The organism is Duganella sp. Root198D2 (assembly GCF_001428585.1).
Taxonomy (GTDB): domain Bacteria; phylum Pseudomonadota; class Gammaproteobacteria; order Burkholderiales; family Burkholderiaceae_D; genus Rugamonas.
Window position 1 is genome coordinate 132,737 of sequence record NZ_LMIC01000003.1, and the last position, 16,481, is coordinate 149,217.

At 59.4% G+C, this 16,481-nt stretch carries 22 protein-coding genes; 8 read left to right on the forward strand and 14 right to left on the reverse strand.

Going from position 1 to position 16,481, the window contains the following annotated elements; translation table 11 throughout:
• The first annotated feature begins 14 nt into the window (after positions 1-14).
• The 8 genes from ASE26_RS30465 to ASE26_RS05710 all read left to right on the forward strand — a co-directional run bounded on the left by ASE26_RS30465 (position 15) and on the right by ASE26_RS05710 (position 6,022).
• Complete coding sequence (locus ASE26_RS30465) at positions 15-308, forward strand: hypothetical protein (RefSeq protein WP_156409889.1); 294 nt, start codon at positions 15-17, stop codon at positions 306-308.
• 440 nt (positions 309-748) lie between these two features.
• Entirely contained in the window at positions 749-1,336 is a 588-nt protein-coding gene (locus tag ASE26_RS05680; protein WP_057245747.1) for a hypothetical protein, read from the forward strand.
• A 22-nt stretch (positions 1,337-1,358) separates the two neighbouring features.
• The gene (locus ASE26_RS05685; protein WP_057245748.1) at positions 1,359-1,763 is read left to right on the forward strand and encodes a hypothetical protein; all 405 of its coding nucleotides are present in this window, start codon (positions 1,359-1,361) and stop codon (positions 1,761-1,763) included.
• A 183-nt stretch (positions 1,764-1,946) separates the two neighbouring features.
• Positions 1,947-2,300: a helix-turn-helix domain-containing protein gene (locus ASE26_RS05690; RefSeq protein WP_057245749.1), complete on the forward strand. Its 354-nt coding sequence runs from the start codon at positions 1,947-1,949 to the stop codon at positions 2,298-2,300.
• Complete coding sequence (locus ASE26_RS05695; protein WP_057245750.1) at positions 2,300-2,848, forward strand: ImmA/IrrE family metallo-endopeptidase; 549 nt, start codon at positions 2,300-2,302, stop codon at positions 2,846-2,848. The genes ASE26_RS05690 and ASE26_RS05695 overlap by 1 nt, the downstream gene beginning before the upstream one ends.
• Positions 2,849-3,660: 812 nt before the next feature.
• The gene (locus ASE26_RS05700; RefSeq protein WP_229208119.1) at positions 3,661-4,302 is read left to right on the forward strand and encodes a DarT ssDNA thymidine ADP-ribosyltransferase family protein; all 642 of its coding nucleotides are present in this window, start codon (positions 3,661-3,663) and stop codon (positions 4,300-4,302) included.
• The gene (locus ASE26_RS05705) at positions 4,302-4,946 is read left to right on the forward strand and encodes a DUF4433 domain-containing protein (RefSeq protein ID WP_057245751.1); all 645 of its coding nucleotides are present in this window, start codon (positions 4,302-4,304) and stop codon (positions 4,944-4,946) included. The genes ASE26_RS05700 and ASE26_RS05705 overlap by 1 nt, the downstream gene beginning before the upstream one ends.
• Positions 4,946-6,022 (forward strand): macro domain-containing protein, encoded by a 1,077-nt coding sequence (locus ASE26_RS05710; protein ID WP_057245752.1) that lies wholly within the window; start codon positions 4,946-4,948, stop codon positions 6,020-6,022. The genes ASE26_RS05705 and ASE26_RS05710 overlap by 1 nt, the downstream gene beginning before the upstream one ends.
• 337 nt (positions 6,023-6,359) lie before the next feature.
• On the opposite strand, the gene ASE26_RS05715 is transcribed toward ASE26_RS05710, so the two are convergent.
• From ASE26_RS05715 to ASE26_RS05780, 14 genes are all read right to left on the reverse strand, one after another.
• Positions 6,360-6,851, reverse strand: coding sequence for a DoxX family protein (locus ASE26_RS05715; protein WP_082591298.1), 492 nt, complete (start codon positions 6,849-6,851; stop codon positions 6,360-6,362).
• Between the two features lie 24 nt (positions 6,852-6,875).
• Positions 6,876-7,442, reverse strand: coding sequence for an alpha/beta fold hydrolase (locus ASE26_RS05720; protein WP_057245753.1), 567 nt, complete (start codon positions 7,440-7,442; stop codon positions 6,876-6,878).
• Positions 7,435-8,175 (reverse strand): putative DNA-binding domain-containing protein, encoded by a 741-nt coding sequence (locus tag ASE26_RS05725; protein WP_055928018.1) that lies wholly within the window; start codon positions 8,173-8,175, stop codon positions 7,435-7,437. Before ASE26_RS05725 ends, ASE26_RS05720 begins: the two co-directional genes overlap by 8 nt.
• Complete coding sequence (locus ASE26_RS05730; RefSeq protein WP_057245754.1) at positions 8,172-8,990, reverse strand: DUF692 domain-containing protein; 819 nt, start codon at positions 8,988-8,990, stop codon at positions 8,172-8,174. Before ASE26_RS05730 ends, ASE26_RS05725 begins: the two co-directional genes overlap by 4 nt.
• 19 nt (positions 8,991-9,009) lie before the next feature.
• Positions 9,010-9,279 (reverse strand): hypothetical protein, encoded by a 270-nt coding sequence (locus ASE26_RS05735; protein ID WP_055928024.1) that lies wholly within the window; start codon positions 9,277-9,279, stop codon positions 9,010-9,012.
• A gap of 28 nt (positions 9,280-9,307) precedes the next feature.
• A complete protein-coding gene (locus tag ASE26_RS05740) occupies positions 9,308-10,069 on the reverse strand; it encodes an alpha/beta fold hydrolase (protein WP_055928027.1) in 762 nt (253 codons plus the stop codon).
• Positions 10,069-10,335 (reverse strand): DUF2282 domain-containing protein, encoded by a 267-nt coding sequence (locus tag ASE26_RS05745; protein WP_057245755.1) that lies wholly within the window; start codon positions 10,333-10,335, stop codon positions 10,069-10,071. Before ASE26_RS05745 ends, ASE26_RS05740 begins: the two co-directional genes overlap by 1 nt.
• Positions 10,336-10,466: 131 nt before the next feature.
• Positions 10,467-11,717 (reverse strand): DUF3472 domain-containing protein, encoded by a 1,251-nt coding sequence (locus ASE26_RS05750; protein ID WP_082507219.1) that lies wholly within the window; start codon positions 11,715-11,717, stop codon positions 10,467-10,469.
• Between the two features lie 85 nt (positions 11,718-11,802).
• Positions 11,803-12,567 (reverse strand): hypothetical protein, encoded by a 765-nt coding sequence (locus ASE26_RS05755; protein ID WP_055928033.1) that lies wholly within the window; start codon positions 12,565-12,567, stop codon positions 11,803-11,805.
• Positions 12,564-12,755, reverse strand: a complete 192-nt coding sequence (locus ASE26_RS05760; protein ID WP_055928036.1) for a hypothetical protein — start codon at positions 12,753-12,755, stop codon at positions 12,564-12,566. The genes ASE26_RS05755 and ASE26_RS05760 overlap by 4 nt, the downstream gene beginning before the upstream one ends.
• A 108-nt stretch (positions 12,756-12,863) precedes the next feature.
• On the reverse strand, positions 12,864-14,132 hold the full coding sequence (locus ASE26_RS05765; protein WP_055928038.1) for an FAD-dependent oxidoreductase: 1,269 nt from the start codon (positions 14,130-14,132) through the stop codon (positions 12,864-12,866).
• Between the two features lie 12 nt (positions 14,133-14,144).
• The gene (locus tag ASE26_RS05770) at positions 14,145-14,663 is read right to left on the reverse strand and encodes a thioesterase family protein (protein WP_055928042.1); all 519 of its coding nucleotides are present in this window, start codon (positions 14,661-14,663) and stop codon (positions 14,145-14,147) included.
• Positions 14,660-15,433, reverse strand: coding sequence for an enoyl-CoA hydratase/isomerase family protein (locus ASE26_RS05775; RefSeq protein WP_055928045.1), 774 nt, complete (start codon positions 15,431-15,433; stop codon positions 14,660-14,662). Before ASE26_RS05775 ends, ASE26_RS05770 begins: the two co-directional genes overlap by 4 nt.
• An 86-nt stretch (positions 15,434-15,519) precedes the next feature.
• Positions 15,520-16,449 carry a diiron oxygenase gene (locus ASE26_RS05780; RefSeq protein ID WP_055928048.1) on the reverse strand — a complete coding sequence of 310 codons (930 nt, stop codon included), beginning with the start codon at positions 16,447-16,449 and terminating at the stop codon, positions 15,520-15,522.
• Between the last annotated feature and the right edge of the window lie 32 nt (positions 16,450-16,481).

Below are 16,481 nucleotides of genomic sequence, written 5' to 3' on the forward strand. Positions count from 1 at the left end.
TCGAGGAATGAAGAATGAAGCGAGCAAAACGTATCGGTGGATTCAAGGTCGAGATTGTGGAATCTGTAAGCGGAGGCATGGTTTGGTTCACCGCCAGGCTTCCAGACTATCCTAGCGCAAAAGTGGTGGCTGCGTCGCTGCAGGAAGCACACGAGCGATTGACTCAGAAGTGGGATGAAATCAAGGGGGCGTATGCAAGTGCCGGCATTAAGCTGCCGAAACCGCCCCGTAACCGCGGAAACAGGCGAGCGCTCCAGGTTATTCGCTGGCTCGGTTCGCGTCCGCCACTTTCGGCTGATGTTCTTTGACTTTCATGGCGTGTACACGCTCTGGTTACCGATGCTGCATCAGTGCGACCAACGAACCCAAGGGCTGCTGGGACTTCTGTTGAGTTCTTGTTGAGTTTTCGTTGTGGTGTGTAAGTTTTTTGTTGAGTTCTTGTTGGTTTTTCGTTGAGTCGGTGACACGGAAAGTAAGTTTTTTGTTGAGTCGATGCGTCCAATATGCGTCCGGCGCAGGGCCGAACGTTGTGCCAGGCAAATTGTAGCGACTGACGGAGGCCAAGAACAACGCAATGTAGTACAGGACCAACCCGAAATATAGGTAGTGGAACATAAAGGGGGCAATACGCTCCGCTGGTGTTTTTGAGGGTGGAGCTAGGCAGGCAGCACGTTCTGACGCAATGCGTTTTTTTCAAATGCACTGCGAACGTACTGCGGATTTGCAATACAGTCTTTCGGAGGAATCTATGGCAGTGAAGCGCACCTACTCTGTGCGGCTGGAGGATGATCAACGCCGGCTTATGGAAGAACGTGCTGGACATATCGGGATGCCTGTGGGGCACCTCATTCGAGCAGCAATTGATGATTTTCTTCGACAGCAAGAAGAGAAGGACTACTTGAGCGATGTGCAAGCGACCATCATGGCCGCTATGACACGGCTCTCACGCCAAGTGGAGAAAGATCGGGCTGAGCAGCAGCTCATCATGGCGTTCTTGGATCACTTTCACGACTGGCTTGCTTTTGCGCTTCCGGCACCAGCGGACCGACAGGCAGCAGAGCAACTGCGGTTAATGCGCCGCGAGAGCTTTGTAAGAGACCTGCCGAAGAAACTCGTCAACAAAAGTCGGGCGCTGCTTACGCAGACAATGGAGGACAAGCATGCGGACCCGATTTACTGCCCTATGTGCGGAACCGGCCATTTGCGGACCAAGGCTGACAAGCGTGACCGACCGTTCTGGTACTGCAGCAATTGGAACGCACCTAACGACAAATGCGGTGCGACTTTTCCAGATGACCTGGGCCAGCCGGCACTTTCCGGTGGTCCTTGTGACTGATCAATCGAAAAAGGAGCAAGCAATGAAAGAAGTAAAGGCGATTCGCGCTGCGATGCTGCGCTTGACCAGCATCGAGCAGATGGAATTTCGCTACGACTCGGAAGGCCAAATATACGGCGACGGCCAAATTCACTTCCTGGTCGAGGTAGGTGGTCAGTTTTTCCTGGCGTGGGAAGACAATGAAACCAAAACTATGATTGTGAATCCGATCACGCGATTTGAGCTGGACGCCCTTGTGGAACTGGGATCGGTGGAAGCATGGACTTTACTGTGCGTGCCGGCCACTTTGGCGGAAGGTATCCGGTTTCGTGAAATTGACAACGCCGAGCTGAACGAGATGTATTGCCGGATGAGTGAAACGGCAAATGCCATCGCCATTCTCCCCTTCAATAGCGTGAAAGTAGGTCATAGCATCTTCCGGGCCTAATTGTGGTTCTACTACAACGGTATCGAGCGCAATCGCGTGTTGAACAATTTTTCTTCCTAAACGGTTGATTTTTTGTTCGAAAGGTGTATAGTGACACTTGTGAGGATGCCTCGCCTATACGCGCAGTCCCTCGATTCAAGAGAATCGTTGAGATAGCGTATCGAAACCCCTTAGGAGGAAAACATGACTACCCAGTTGGGGAAGGAACTTAAGAAACTGCGGATTGACCTCGGCATTACCTTGATGGGATTGTCGGAACTGGTCGGGTTATCCCCAGCGTTCCTTTCAGCAATTGAAACAGGTCGCAAACGAGTACCAGACAATTTCTTGGACCTGCTGGCGTCCAAGATACCAACCGTGGCAAATGATCGCCAACGGTTTGAGGTATTGATTAATCAAGCTAGAAAGGAGGTGCGTATGCCTCTGGAAAGTTCGAACTATCAAGATGCAGCGCTTGCCACTGAGTTTGCTCGACGGTTCAGCAGCCTTTCAACTGAAGAGAAGTCGAGGCTGCATAGCATTCTTGGAGGGAAATAATGCCATCCGGACCTGGTTATAGAACGCGAACCGACGGAATCATCGTCCCGCCGCGTTCTAAAGACAATATCGCTGCGAATGCGGCAGTGCTACGTGAATTCTTGCGGTTACAGGACCGGCCGTATTTTCCTGTAGTTGAAGTATATGAAGCACTGGATCTGCTGTATGAAGGAGCGCGATTCGAAGTGCTGGAAATGGAAGAGATGGGAAACGATCACGGTCGTACTTATCCCGACAAGAACTTGATTTTTATTCGAGAGGATGTGTACGAGAAGGCATGTAAGGGTGAGGCTCGCGACCGTTTCACCATGTGCCATGAGCTGGGTCATTTGATGATGCACAGAGGCGTCGCGTTGTCGCGGATTGACCCTCGGAATCCTCCGAAGATTTACAGGAATTCCGAGTGGCAAGCAGACACGTTCGCCTCCCACCTTCTGATGCCCAGCTCGTTGATCGCACGGTGTCGCTCACCGCTCCCTGTCACGACGGACTTCGGTGTGAGTATTGATGCAGCACTTGCGAGATGGGGAGATATGAATAAGGCCTAAAGAGTTCCCGCTCTTTAGGCCTTAGGGAAAAGAAAACCAAACAAACGACCTCTGGTTTTCTCTTGAATTGCATGCTATTGGGTAGCAGCGGAAGTGTAGTAGCGAAGCCGCTGTTTGGCAAGCGTCAAGTCGTGATTGAGGTCAGATTACGTCACGAAAGGGGATTGACATGAAATCTTGTCATTATCCTAAGTCCGTGCATGTGGTCGCCTATACACGTCTTCGTAAAGGAAAACGTGAGCATGTATGCGAGCACTGCAGGGCCGCTCGTAGCAAATAATTACGTGCGAGCTTGACCCCAAGGGCGGCAACAGTCGCCTTTGGCAAACCACTACACTTACGAGGTACAAAATGACTACCAAGTCGACCAAGAGCATCGTTGTGAATCACCGCAGCGCGGTAAGCGGAAAGTTTGTCAAAGAGAGCTATGCAAAGACTCATCCGGCATCTACGGTTACCGAGCATAACCGTCGCAGCACATCGCCTCCACGCAAGACGAAATAGCTGTTCGTTGTAAGAAATGCCCGGTTTTGTGCCGGGCATTTTCCATTAGCAGCACTTCACCTGATTTGGGCATCCCCCGCCAAAGTGATGAAAGGCAGGGGCGACAAATCAGTCTTGTAGCGGGTTTTACTGTTGTTGGCTCAAGGTAAGTTCATCTGATAGTATGGCCGCGCCATATAGGAGAAGTTCGGCGGGTACTGGAGTTGGCATCAGCCCAGGTAGGGGGGGGGCAGCAATCATAGCGAATGGCCAACTCTGACCACCATGACCTGGTAGTTCTTGAGTGAGCTACATCTAGTTAACAAGACATGCAACAGACCAAGGCGGTGCTATTGCTGCCCTCTGATTGTCTGTCGCACCTTATTGAACGGAGGTTTGAGATGCCTGACATTAGAGAGCAGAAGCTTATCTATCATTTGACCAGCCTCGAAAACATCCCTGGAATTCTTGAGCGGGGATTGTTGCCCCGTGCACACCTTCAAAATTTTGAAGACGTAGCTGATCAAGAAATTATTGAAGGTAGGAAAGAGCACGGTCTCGAAAACTACGTGCCTTTTCATTGGTTTGCTCGCAATCCATTTGACGGTCGAATACAAGAAGATCGCCCTCATGAGGACTTTGCGCTCATTACGGTCCGTCGCAGTAAGGCGCAACGCGAAAACTGGAAAGTCATTCCTCGACATCCCCTGGCAAATACGGAACCGCAATTATTGGACTTTCAGCCGGGATTTGATGCGATTGACTGGGAGACAATGAATATTCGGAATTATCACGATCCTGAATGTAAGAGCATATGCATGGCTGAGTGCCTTGCCCCTGGCCCAGTTCCTGTAAGTAAGTTCTTCAAAATTTACGCGCCCAATGACGCAGTAGCTGACACAATCTTGGGAATGATTGATGACTTGGACCTCACACTGGACGTGGATGTAAATCGAGGAATGTTTCGCTGATGCTCTATAATAATCTTAATCCGGACAAGGCACTGATTTGGCGGATTATCCATCGCGACAACCTTTTATGGGTTCTGGAGAACGGCCTGCATTGCGGCAACAGCGAGGTGAAGGCACCGGCTTGGGTAAATATAGGTAACCCAGAGCTTATCGACAAACGGGCTCATCACGTAGTGCCGTTAGCGCCGGGAGGCTTTCTGAATGACTATGTGCCGTTTTACTTTACGCCATTCTCCCCCATGCTACGTAACATCCACACGGGATGGGGCGGCATTAAGAAACGGCCAAATGAAGAAATCGTAATATTGGTCTCTAGCCTGCACCACATTGCTGGGCTAGGTCTGCCATTTCTGTTCACGGATAGCCATGCCTATTATCAGTGGGCAGATTACTATTCAGACTTGGCCTCCCTCGATAAAATCGATTGGCCATTGCTGCAGCGTAGGGATTTCAAGCGTGATCCGGAAGACCCAGCCAAATTTGAGCGTTACCAAGCCGAGGCACTGATTCATAAGCACGTGCCGGTTGGTGGGCTTCTCGGCATCATATGCTACACGGAATCTTTGAAACAACGCATCGAACAGGAAGTTCAAGCTCGTAATTTGAATCTGCCGGTTTATGCTCGAACAGGGTGGTATTTTTAATGATTACGTTCACTCAAGGCAACTTGTTAGAAGCCCGTGCCGAAGTGCTGGTCAACACTGTCAACACCGTTGGAGTGATGGGCAAAGGCATTGCGCTGATGTTCAAGGAACGGTTTGTTGAGAATTTCCAGCGTTATGCCGCTGCATGCAAAGCAAAGGAAGTGCAGACGGGCAAGATGTTCATAACGGCTGTGCACGAATTGGATGGACCGCGATGGATTGTTAACTTTCCCACTAAGCAGCACTGGCGAGCGCCATCACGTATGGAGTGGGTTGTGGAAGGTTTGCAGGACCTGCGGCGTTTCTTGGTCGATCAGCAAATTCGATCTATCGCCATTCCACCGTTAGGGGCTGGCAATGGCGGATTGGAGTGGACTGATGTGCGCGAACAAATTGAACTGGCGTTGGGAGATTTGAACATTGATATCTTGGTGTTCGAGCCCACCAAGCAATACCAAAATGTGGCTAAGCGGGCGGGCGTAGAAAAGCTAACGCCCGCTCGTGCGTTGATCGCCGAACTTGTGCGGCGGTATTGGGTTTTGGGAATGGAATGCAGTCTGTTGGAGATTCAAAAGTTAGCGTGGTTTGTGGAACGCGCTATCGAGCGTTACAACCCTGGTGACAATCCTTTGAAGTTGGAGTTCACGGCACATAAGTACGGCCCATACGCAAACAGGCTTGACCACTTGTTGAACAATCTTGATGGAAGTTATCTGCATTCCGACAAGCGCATCAGCGATGCTGATCCGCTCGACGTAATTTGGTTTGACGATGAGCGCAAGTCATTTGTCCAAGCCTATCTCAAGAGTGAGGCTAAGGCATACACACAAGCTTTGGAATCCACTGCTGCATTGATTAACGGTTTTGAATCTCCCTTCGGCATGGAGTTATTGGCCACCGTGGACTGGCTACTGGCTCGTGAAGGCGTCGCAGCCAACGTACCGGCCTTGCGTGAGGGGCTCAGGAATTGGCGCGGTGGTCCGGACGCGGCCCTGCGAAAAGACCGTCTTTTCGATGATCGGGCTTTAGGCATCGCTCTGGAGCGCTTAACGCAGTCAGCGACAGCAATGAATTAAGAGCCGAGATGATGTGCTGGCACTAGGTCTTTGCAGTGAGTGTGGATACCTTTGAATGGGTACATCGCCGGTACAGCAACTAGTTTCTGCCTATTTCGCAGAATTGCGCTAAGTTACTGATCTAGAAGTACTTTGGTTTGCTGTTGGTTACGGTATAATTCGCTTAATAATCAAAGACATAGTGTCTTCTCAGCTAATTTGTAATCATCAGGTGGCGGGTTCGAGTCCTGCAGCCGGCACCAGCATCCCAAAAGCCCAGCCTTCACCGGCTGGGCTTTTTCATTTGGGCCCTGTCTGCCGCACCACTGCGCCAGGAAGACTCTGGTGTCCTCCAGCGTCATGACAGTTGGCGCCTGCACAGATAGTCCAGCGAGTACTTGCCCGGGCCCTGGGCAATCAGGGGGAGCAGCAGGGCGGCCCAGCTCAGGTGGGTGGGCCAGGCTTGCGGGTAGACGAAGATTTCGATGACGGCGGTCATGACCAACAGGCCAAAGGCGGCGAAGCGGGTGAACAGGCCGGCGACCAGCAGCAGCGGCAGCGCGTGTTCGGCAAACGTCGCGAGCGGGGCGGCGATCTCGGGCGGGACCAGGGGCAACATGTACTCGTAGCGGAACAGGTCGACCGTCGAATCCTTGAGCGTGAACCAGCCTTCGACCTTGGTGCGGCCCGAGAGGAAGAAGATGGCGGCGATGCCAAGGCGTGCGACGAGCAACTGCACGGATACGGGAAGCAGGCGTGCCGCGAGGGCGTGGAGTGCTGCGATGCGGCCTGAGAACGTACCTGCGGTGGCACTTGCAACTCGTGGCGATTGGGCGAAGTTGGGGTTCATGGTGGTCTCCGTGTTTGTCTGGTGTCAGGTGCGCCATTTGGCTTGGCGCGCAAGCGTGATGGCTGCGTCGGCAATTTGTTGCGGGGTAGCGCCAGTGGCGAGGCCGATTGTCGCGACGGCTGGGGGTGCAGCCCCGCCGTCTGCCAGCACGAGGCCGATGAAGCGGGTGCGGCGATGGCTTGCCGCGGCGCGTACCGCCTGGGCGCCTTGGCCGGTGCCGATAAAGACTGCTTCCGGAATATGCAGGCTGTCGATGAAGGCAAGCAGGTCTTGGCCGAGCGTGGCGGCATCCGATTCGCGCTGGTTGGGCAGCAGAACCTGGTAGCCTTGCGCGGCCAGCAGCGATGCCGTTTCGATGTGGCCTTCGGTGCTGTCGCCGGGACTACGGACAAGCACGATGGGACGGCCGTCGTCGGGACCGGCGGCGTGGTAGCTGAGCGCTGGCTGTGCGGCAGCGACGGCGCGCAGGACCTCGGTGGCGCTGCGGATTGGCAGGGCTGCGCCGGCGAGCGCCGGGGCGAAGGCGAGGCTGGCGGTGCCTGCCAGGCCGGCGAGGGCGGACAGCAGGAACAGGCGGCGGGTTTCATTCATGATCAACTCCGGTAATGAGTTCGCTACCAAGCCAGTCGGCCAGCATGGCGCCGGCACTGGCGATGCCCTGCTCTTCGCCGATGCGCTCTACCAGCAGGGCGCACAAGCCGACAAAGCTGCCGTCGCGCTGAAGCTGCGTCAAGGCGGCAAATTCAATTGCATCGAGTGCGCGCAGGCAGGAGACAAAGCCGCGCCGCCATACCAGCAACCCGCCGGGAGCGGGCAGCATTTCGCCTTCTGCCGTGCTGCTGCCGTCGCGCAGGGCGAACCACAGGTCGGCGGCGTTGGTGCTGGCGGTGCGCAGGTGCAGCGTTGGCGTGAGCTTCAGGTGCGCGTGGTCCCAGTCGACGGCCGACAGTGCACCGGCGGCGACGGGAGCTGCATCAGGGCCAATGAACGATTGGCCCAGCGCATGTTCGATCCAGGCCAGTTCGTGCAGGTCCGGGTTTTCGGGGAACAGGGCTTGCAGCGTATCGCAGAAATCGTCGGCGTAGGCGTCCAGTGTCCAGGCATGGGGCGGGCGGCGCTTGATGTGCGCTGCGGCGGCGTGCAGGAAGGCCTCTTCGCCGATGAAGGCGCGCAGTTGCGGGTAGCTCTCTTCAAGGCAGCCCACGAGTTGCGCGCGGTAGTTGTTCTGGTACACGGCGCGGCCTGGGCCGGCCGGCACGCCTATGCCAGGCGCGGATGCGGCCAGCATGGCGTGGAAGTCGCCCTGCAGATCGGCCAGGTTCATGCTGCCTCCCTGTGCGCGGCGAGGCGGCGCGCGGTATCGAGTTCTGCCAGCAGGTCGGCCAGCGGCGGAATATCGCCATCGCGTTCGATCATGGTGGCGACCGGGCCGCAGCGTGCAATCGCCTGCCGGTACAGCGCCCACACGGCGTCGTTGACGGCGCTGTCGTGGGTATCGATCAGCAGGCCGTCGCCCTGGCTGTGGCCGGCCAGGTGGACCTGGCAAACGCGGTTCATCGGCACGCCGCGCAGGAACTCGAGCGGATCGAAACCGTGGTTGCTGGCGCTGACAAAGACATTGTTCACGTCCAGCAGCAAGCCGCAGCCGGTGCGTTTGGCCATGGCGGCAATGAACTCCCATTCCGTCATGGTCGATTCGGCGTACGCCAGGTAGCTCGATGGATTTTCGACCAGCATGGTGCGTCCCAGCGCTTCCTGCGCCTGGTCGATGTTGTTGCAGATGATGTTGAGCGCCTCCTGCGTGTAAGGCAAAGGCAGCAGGTCGTGCGAGTTGAAGCGGCCTATGCGCGACCAGCTCAGGTGGTCGGAGACGAACATCGGCTCGATCTCCTCCACCAGGGCGCACAGGCGGGCCAGGTAGTCCGGCCGCAAACCGTCGGCGGAACCGAGCGACATCGACACACCATGCAGCACCACTGGATGCTTCTCCCTCACGCGGCGCAGGATGTCGCGCGGCTGGCCGCCGGCGACCATGAAGTTCTCCGAGATCACTTCGACGAAATCCACCTCGATGTCGCCGTCGAGGAAATCGCGGTAGTGTTCGCGGCGCAGGCCGAGGCCAAAGCGATGGGCGTGCATGGCGTGCCTCCGTCGGATGTTACTTGGCTTCGGTCAGGGAGCCGCCCAGTGCCTTGCACTCGGTCGGCGTTTTCACCAGTACGCCGGTGCCCTTGCACTGGTTCAGGCCTTTGCAGTCGTTCTTGGCGGTGGCGCACAGGCTGGTGCCCTTGCAGGTGTTGATGCCGTAGCAGCGGCCCGGTTCTTCCTTCACTTTTTCGGCGGCGAACGATGGTGCAGACAGGGAAGCCAGTGCGATCAGGGCGGCGGCGCCGGCCAGGCCAGTGCGGGTTTTGGTAGCGATGCTCATGATGTATCTCCTTTGGTTGGGGTGGGACTTACAGGACGCTGAGGGCAGCGTCTTCGATGACTTTCGCGACCGCTTCCGGCTGCGAAACTTGTACTGCGTGGCTTGCTGCAATTTCAGTAACCTTGGCGCCGGCGCGCTGGTACATCCAGCGCTGCAGTTCAGGGTTCACCAGGCGGTCTTGCGTGGCGACGATGCCGAAGCTCGGCTTCTGGTGCCATGTGGCGAACCAGCTTGGTGTTCCCATCAGCACGTTGCTGACCGGGACCTGCGAGGCCGCCATGAAGTTGACGCGGTTCGGCGTCAGGTCGGCGGCCAGGTCGGCGTGGAAGCGCGCGGCGTCGTAGAACTGGAAGCCCGCGCGGTCCGGCTTCACGCCTTCGCCGGCGCCGGGCATCGACGACAGCAGCTGCTGCGCGGTTTCGCCGACTTCAGGCATCAGGGCAGCGACATACACCAGTGCTTTCACCTTCTCTCCGGTGGCTACGTTCGACATCACCGCGCCGCCGATCCCGTTGCCGACCACGATCACATTGCCGAACTGCTGGAAGATCGCCTTGCGGGCGATGGCAATGTCGTCGTCGAGCGAGGTGTGGGGCAACTGGGCGACGGTGACGTTGAAGCCCTTCAGGCGCAGCGTGTCGTGCACCACGCGCCAGCTGGATGCGTCAATGAATGCGCCGGGCACGATCACAATGTTCTTCGCGGCCGGCTGGGCGGCCGGGGCGGCGGCATGTGCCGCGCCAGCAAGGCCTGCGGCCAGCGCGATCGCGGATGCAATGGCGCGCTGCATCACTTGGCCTTCAGCGAGCCGAAGCCCTTAGGGGTTTTGATCGAGGTGCAGGTGCCTTTATCGACCAGTACCCAGGCGTCGCCCTGGTAGTCGATCTTGGAGGTTGCGGCGCACGAGGTGCCCGGCCCTGCGGCGCAGTCGTTATGGCCGGCCTTCGACACGCCGTAGCACTTCTCCATTTCTTTCTTGGGTTCCGCGGCGTGTGCGGCGGAGGTGCACAGTGCGATTGCGAGGGTGGCTGCCAGTCCTGCGTAAGTGGTTTTCATAATCTTGGTCTCCTTGGTTAAGGTGTGACCAGATTAAGGGGGCAGTGTGTATCGCTTGTGTCGGTGGCGTGGGGTGTTTTCGCAAGTTGTGTATCTGGCATGGCGCCAGATACACTGGGATACAAAAATGTCTACGGCAGGGTGCCGATATCCACTGTTGGCGCCTGTCCCGTTGCCGGGCGGGTGAAGTTCTGGTTGATCGGCACGTTCGGGCTGAAGAAGCCGCCATTGCGCAAGTAGAACCTGCCGTTCTGCAAGCCACCCGCGTAATCCATGCGCTGGGCGTTGGCGGCGGTGGCGTCGCCGGTGAAATGTGCCGTCAGCACTTCGCTCCAGTTGCCGCCGGTGCTGCGCGCCCATTGCTGATTGAACTGGACGCTGCGGCCCAGGTAGCCCTGGCTGTCGAGGAAGTTCTCCAGGAAGGAGTAGACGCCCGCGTGGTAGGTCGTGGTGGCAGGGCGCTTCCAGGTGGCGATGAAGCGCCAGGCATTGGTTTCGGGGGCATGGAACCAGGCCGAGAAGTCGGTGCCGCCCGCGCCGTCCGGCAGGATACGGGTGATGAAGCGGTAGGTATTGCCGGCTACCCAGTTGTACAGCAGGTAGGACTGGCCGCCGGTGCCTTCGCCGCCGAACGTGTTGTCGACCACGTTCGGCCCCTTGCGCACCAGCGTGGTCCTGGCGCCGCTGTCGGCATCCCAGATCGAGAACAGCACGCGGCGCTCGGTCGGCGAATTCACCTGGATGCCGAAATACCCGCCGTCGAAACCGTTTGCCATGAAGTAGGAACCGATCTTGTCTTCACCGGCGGGTACCGTCATTTCGTTGTAGAAGTACTCGGTGTTGGCCGGTACCGTGTAGCCCATGTGGACGGATGGACCGCGGCGCGACCAGTAGTAGTTGGCGGCGTCATCGGCGTAGTTCAGCGCCGTGCCGGTATTGACGCGTAGCGCCGATACTTCGCCGAAGTAGGTGCCGGATTTGCTGATGCCCTGCAGGTCAACCCGCACATAGCCGGCGGCCGGTACGTTGATGGTACCGACGGCGTAAGTCTTGCTCCGGCCCTTGGTCAACGTGATGTCGAACGGCGTGCCGTTGGCGGTGACGCGGATTTTGCTGGTTTTGCTGCCGCCCAGGCTCGCATCGAGCGACAGCGTGGCATTGCCTGCGGCCGCCATGCGGAACCAGATGCTGGTGACGGCGTTGGCGCTGGTCCAGTTGGATAAGCCGCTACTGTTAATGACTTCCGTCGAACCGGAATCGGTGCGGGTGACAAAGCCATTGCCGGCCAGGGCGACGACGGCGTCGCCGCTTGCGGCCGGCTGGCCCGCCAGTGCCGTGATGGCGGAAAACGCAAGGATTAACAGCGAAATTCTTCGTTTCATCTTCGTATACTTTCAAATTATTTGCAATGCGAAAGGTAAACTACGATGTATCGAAAGTTAACGCAATATAATTCGCAGGCCTCACTTAAGCGCGCAGGGCGGCAATGGCTTGCTGCACGCGCACGCTATCGATGCGCCTGGCCAGCTTGCGGCCCTGCTCGCGCATGCGGTCGAAGGCTTCATCGAGTTCCGCCGCGCTGGGCTGCAGCGGCGCCAGTGAACGGGCCAGCTTGGGCAGGATGTCGCGCCGCAGGAAGCGCTCTCCCATCTGGCTCAATTGCCAGGCGACGGCGCCGAGGCTGAGGAAGAAGGCGATGATGAAGCCGGTGTCCATATTTTCCGGCGCCTGCTGGCGCAGGGACGCCAGCACCAGGGTGCAAAACGCGAATGCGCCGCCGATGGTCCACCATACTTCGCGGTCGAGGCGGGTGGTCGCTTCGAACGCGTCGAGTGCATCGGCCTGCAGGCGCAGGGCGGCATCGAGCTGGCGGCGGCGCTCCGACTCATCGAGCAGCAGCGGCGCTTCGCGCAGGCGCGCAGCAGCGGCCAGCGCAGCGGCGTGCCGGATCGACAAATGGGGATTGGTGGTTTGCTCCAGCTGCGCCAGCGGAAGCTGCTCGGCGCTCAGCTGGGTGTAGTGCCCGACTTCCATGGGCAGCGCCATGCCGCAATCGCAGCAAGTGTGCTGGTATCCGGCCAGCTCGCCTTTGGAAACGGTGACGTAGTACACATGCCAGGCCATGCCGATGCGTTGTACGGAAAACGCACGGCTTGCCCGGCATACGGGGCAAAAATCGGCGACGTAGCCGGCGTGGGTGTAGACCGCCTTCCTGCCCCAGACGAAAATCATGCGTGCTTGTGGTGGGTGCTTGCCTTCGCGGTCTTATGATGCGCGGAGGTTTTTTTCTTGGCCACGTGGTGCTTGGAGGTGGTCGACGCGGTTTTGTGATGGGTGGCGGAGGCCTTGGCGTGGGTGGTGCCTGCAAATGCAGGCACGGTCAGCGCGAGGGCCAGGCTGGCAACGATCAGGTGTTTCATGCGGTATCTCCGAGGGCGGCAATGGCGTGCCGGTTCGCGCAGCCATTATAGGCTCCGCCCTCGTCGTTTTTCCATAGGCACAAACCGTAAGGGATGCCCTTTGTGCGCTCAGCCGAAATGGCGGCGCATCAGGGCCCGTGCCTGGCGCGCGCTGTGTTCGACTGTCTCGAAGTTCAGGGCGCCGCCCGCGTAATAGACGCGGCCCTGGCCCTGCAGGGCGTCGATGCGTTCGAAATAGCCGGCGTCCAGGGCCGCGCCGTCGACATGGGGGAAGTAGTCCCACTCCTGCTGCATGACTACGCGCGCCAGCGTTCCGCCCTGGGCGGCAATGTCGCCTGCCAGCAGTTCGCGCAGCTCGCCGGTGCTGGCTGCGTCGCCGGCCAATTGCCAGCCCAGGTACATGGGCTGGGCAGGATTGCGGTTGGCCCAGGCATTCATATGGCCGATGCGTTCGGGGCGCTCGTTCTGGTGCAGGAACAGGAATTCCCCGCCTGGCAGCCCGCTGGCGGCAAAGGCGCTGACCAGGTAGCGGTTGCTGCGCAATTGCGCGAACATCGCTGTGGCTTCGCTGCCGGCCGGCAGGAAACTGCCCGCCGTGTGCAGCGGCGTCGCCACCACGACTGCATCGAAGCTGTGCTGGTCGCGGCCATTGACGGTGAGCTGCAGCGGGCGTCCCTGCTGGCTGTCGAGTGCCGTCACGGCGGCGCCGAGACGCACATCGAGTTCACGCGCCAGTGCTTCCCACAAGCCCTGGAAGCCCCGCGGGAAGACGTGGAACCTGCCCGGCGCGAGGCCGCCCTGGCCGTCGGGCCGGAACAGCCACGGGATCAGTTTCATGAAATACAGTGCCGGCACGGTTTCGTAATAGCCGTAGCCGAAGCCCACCAGTGCGCCGCGCGCCAGTTCGGCCACCGGCGTGAAGCCGTGGCTGGCGGCGAAGCGATCGAACGTTTCATGCAGTGCGCGCGGCATGCCGGCCAGGGTGTCGTAGCGCACCATGGCATAGCGCTCCAGCGCGGCGCCATAGTTGACGATGGCTTGCCGGATTTCATCCGCGCTGTAGCGGCCGGCCAGGAAGGACGCGGCATCGTGCCGTACGCCTTGCTCATCGAGGAAACGCTGCTCCACCGGGTACGGTGCGAGCGGCACGTCCAGGCGCTGCGCCAGTCCCAGTACCAGTTCGCATTCGGCGGAGGCGATGACGGCGCCCAGCTCCACCGGCCCGGCGGGCGTCTGCGCGGTGCACACCTTGCCGCCCACGCGCGTACCCTGTTCGAACACGGTGACTTTCTTGTAGCCCAGCTGGCGCAGGGTGTCGGCGGCGGTCAGCCCCGCCGGTCCGGCGCCGATGACGGCGATCGATTGTATGGCTTGCATTGGTTCTCCAGTTCAGGCCCGCATCAGGCGGTCGGCTTCGATCCAGGCCGTGACCGAGCGCGGGAACACCGGCGAAGCCGGATCCACGCCCAGTACTGCGCACATTTCATTGCTGCCCACCACGCCGAATGGGCCGACAATGCCGCCCTTGGTGTGGCCGACCGCCATCACCTCCCCGTCGCGCACGAATTCGAAGCGGATATAAGTCCAGCGCTCGTCCCAGCACAGGGCGCAGAAACGCAGGGTATAGCGGCGGAACGGCTTGAGCCCGCGGCGGAAGGCGATCATCGAGCCGCCCAGCATCGGGCGCCAGCCGCGCTTCAGGGCCGGCCGCATGAAGCCGGCGCGGGTCATATATTCGACCAGCGCCAGGTCGATGATGGTCATGTAGCGGCCATTGTTCATATGGCCGTTCAAGTCCAGGTCATTGGGCAGCACGGTGAGCTGCATCTCGATCATGTCGCCGACCTGGATGGCGGGCTTGAAGCAGGCCCGCAGCCAGACCAGCAAGAGGCGGAAATACAGGTTCATCGTGCAGCGGTGGCAGCGGGCTGGCGCATGCGGCTGGCGACGTGGCGCAGCGCCTGCTGGGTTTCCGGCTGCAGGAAGGCGTCGACGAATTCATCGACCGGCAGCGCATCGACGTCGGCAAACACGTCGCGCAGGTCGCGGCGGGCGATGGCGCGCGTGCTGACCAGGGCCTGCGGCGGCACCGACAGCAGCTCCTGCAGGCGCTCGCGCGTGCGCGCCACCACTTGCGCCGGTTCGGCCAGTTCGTCCACCAGGTTCACATCCAGCGCCTGCTGCGGCGACAGCATACGGCCGAACACCAGCAGCCGTTCCGCCTGCAGGGCGCCCACCACGCGGCGCAGCGCAACCTGGAAGCAGTCCGGCAGCGCCACGCCGACCCGTACTTCGTTCAGGCCGACCTGCCAGGGGCCTTGCGCCATCACGCGGTAGTCGCAGAACACGGCCAGCAGGGCGCCGGCCGCCATGCAGTGGCCGGTGATGGCGGCAAAGATCGGTTGGCGCGACAGGGCCATTTCGGACGCCAGCAGGAACACCTGCTGCCAGTATTCGCGCACCGCGTCACGGTCGCCGCCGACCAGCGCGGCCACGTCCACGCCGGAGGAAAATACGCCCGGCGCACCGGACAGGATGATGCCGCGCTGGCCGGCGCCGTCGGCCTGGGCCAGCGCATGGCGCAGGGATTTCAGCACGCCCACGTCGATCAGGTTGACCGGGGGCCGGGCGATGCGCAATTCCGTGATGCCGGAATCGTGGGGAATGATATCGATCATGCTTGCTCCAGATTCTTCGTGAAACGGCGACAGCCGTCCCTGGCGCGCGCTGCGCCATGGAAGCTGCCGTCCAGGGATGAAGGGGCTTACTGCTTGATGATGTTGTGCTTCAGGCACCACTCGCGCACGTCGCGGAAGCGGGCTTCATTCAGGCGCTGGTTGTTCGGCGAGTTGCGCACTTCGCGGATCTTGTCGGTGTCGCCCGGCTTGATCGGGAAGTCGAAGGATGCATGCAGGGCGATTTCCGGCATGTAGGTGTATTCGTCCAGCAGGAAGCCGTAGCCCTTCTGGAAGAACTCGCACATCTCGGCCATTTCTTCCTTCGGCGCAGCTTCGAAGTAGTTTTCGCAAATGGTCTTGGCGAAGGCGATGTGGCGCACTTCCTCCAGGTGGTGTTCCTTGAACATCTTGCGCGTCAGCGGGTCGATGCCGTCGGTCTGGGTCTGGAAGATCGAGTTCAGTTCCGCGAACCATTCGATCAGCAGGTTCCAGCAGATGCCGTACACCGGATGCTTGCCGGCCAGCTGGCGCTCGAACAGGGAGTAGTTGGGAATGTTCTCCGGATGGCTCCACAGGCGCAGGTTGGCCTTGTCCAGGTAGCGGCGGAACATCAGCGTGTGGACGATCTCCTCGCGCGAGAACACCATCAGGTATTCGCGCACGTCGTCGCTCAGCACGCCGTGGTATTGGTTGACGTAGCCGACATACAGCTCGGGCAGGGTCTGCTCCAGCCAGATGAAGTAGGACACGTCGCGGCCGGTCTCCAGCCATAGCACTTCGTTGCGCTGCGCTTCGGTCAGCGCGTCCCAGTAGGGCGTGCCGTAGATCCAGCTCGATTCGGCCACCTTGGGCGGCTTGGAAAAGTCGATACCGGTTTCCCAGTCGACCACCTGGTCGAGGAACAGCAGCTTGCGGTGCGAGGCGTTGATCAGGGTGCGCACGGTCTTCTGGCGCTTCTCATCGAGCACGATAGGGTTGGTTTTAGGTTGGCTTACTGCGGCAATACTGGCTTCCATACTTAACTCCTGTTATTGAGATGTTCGGGGGC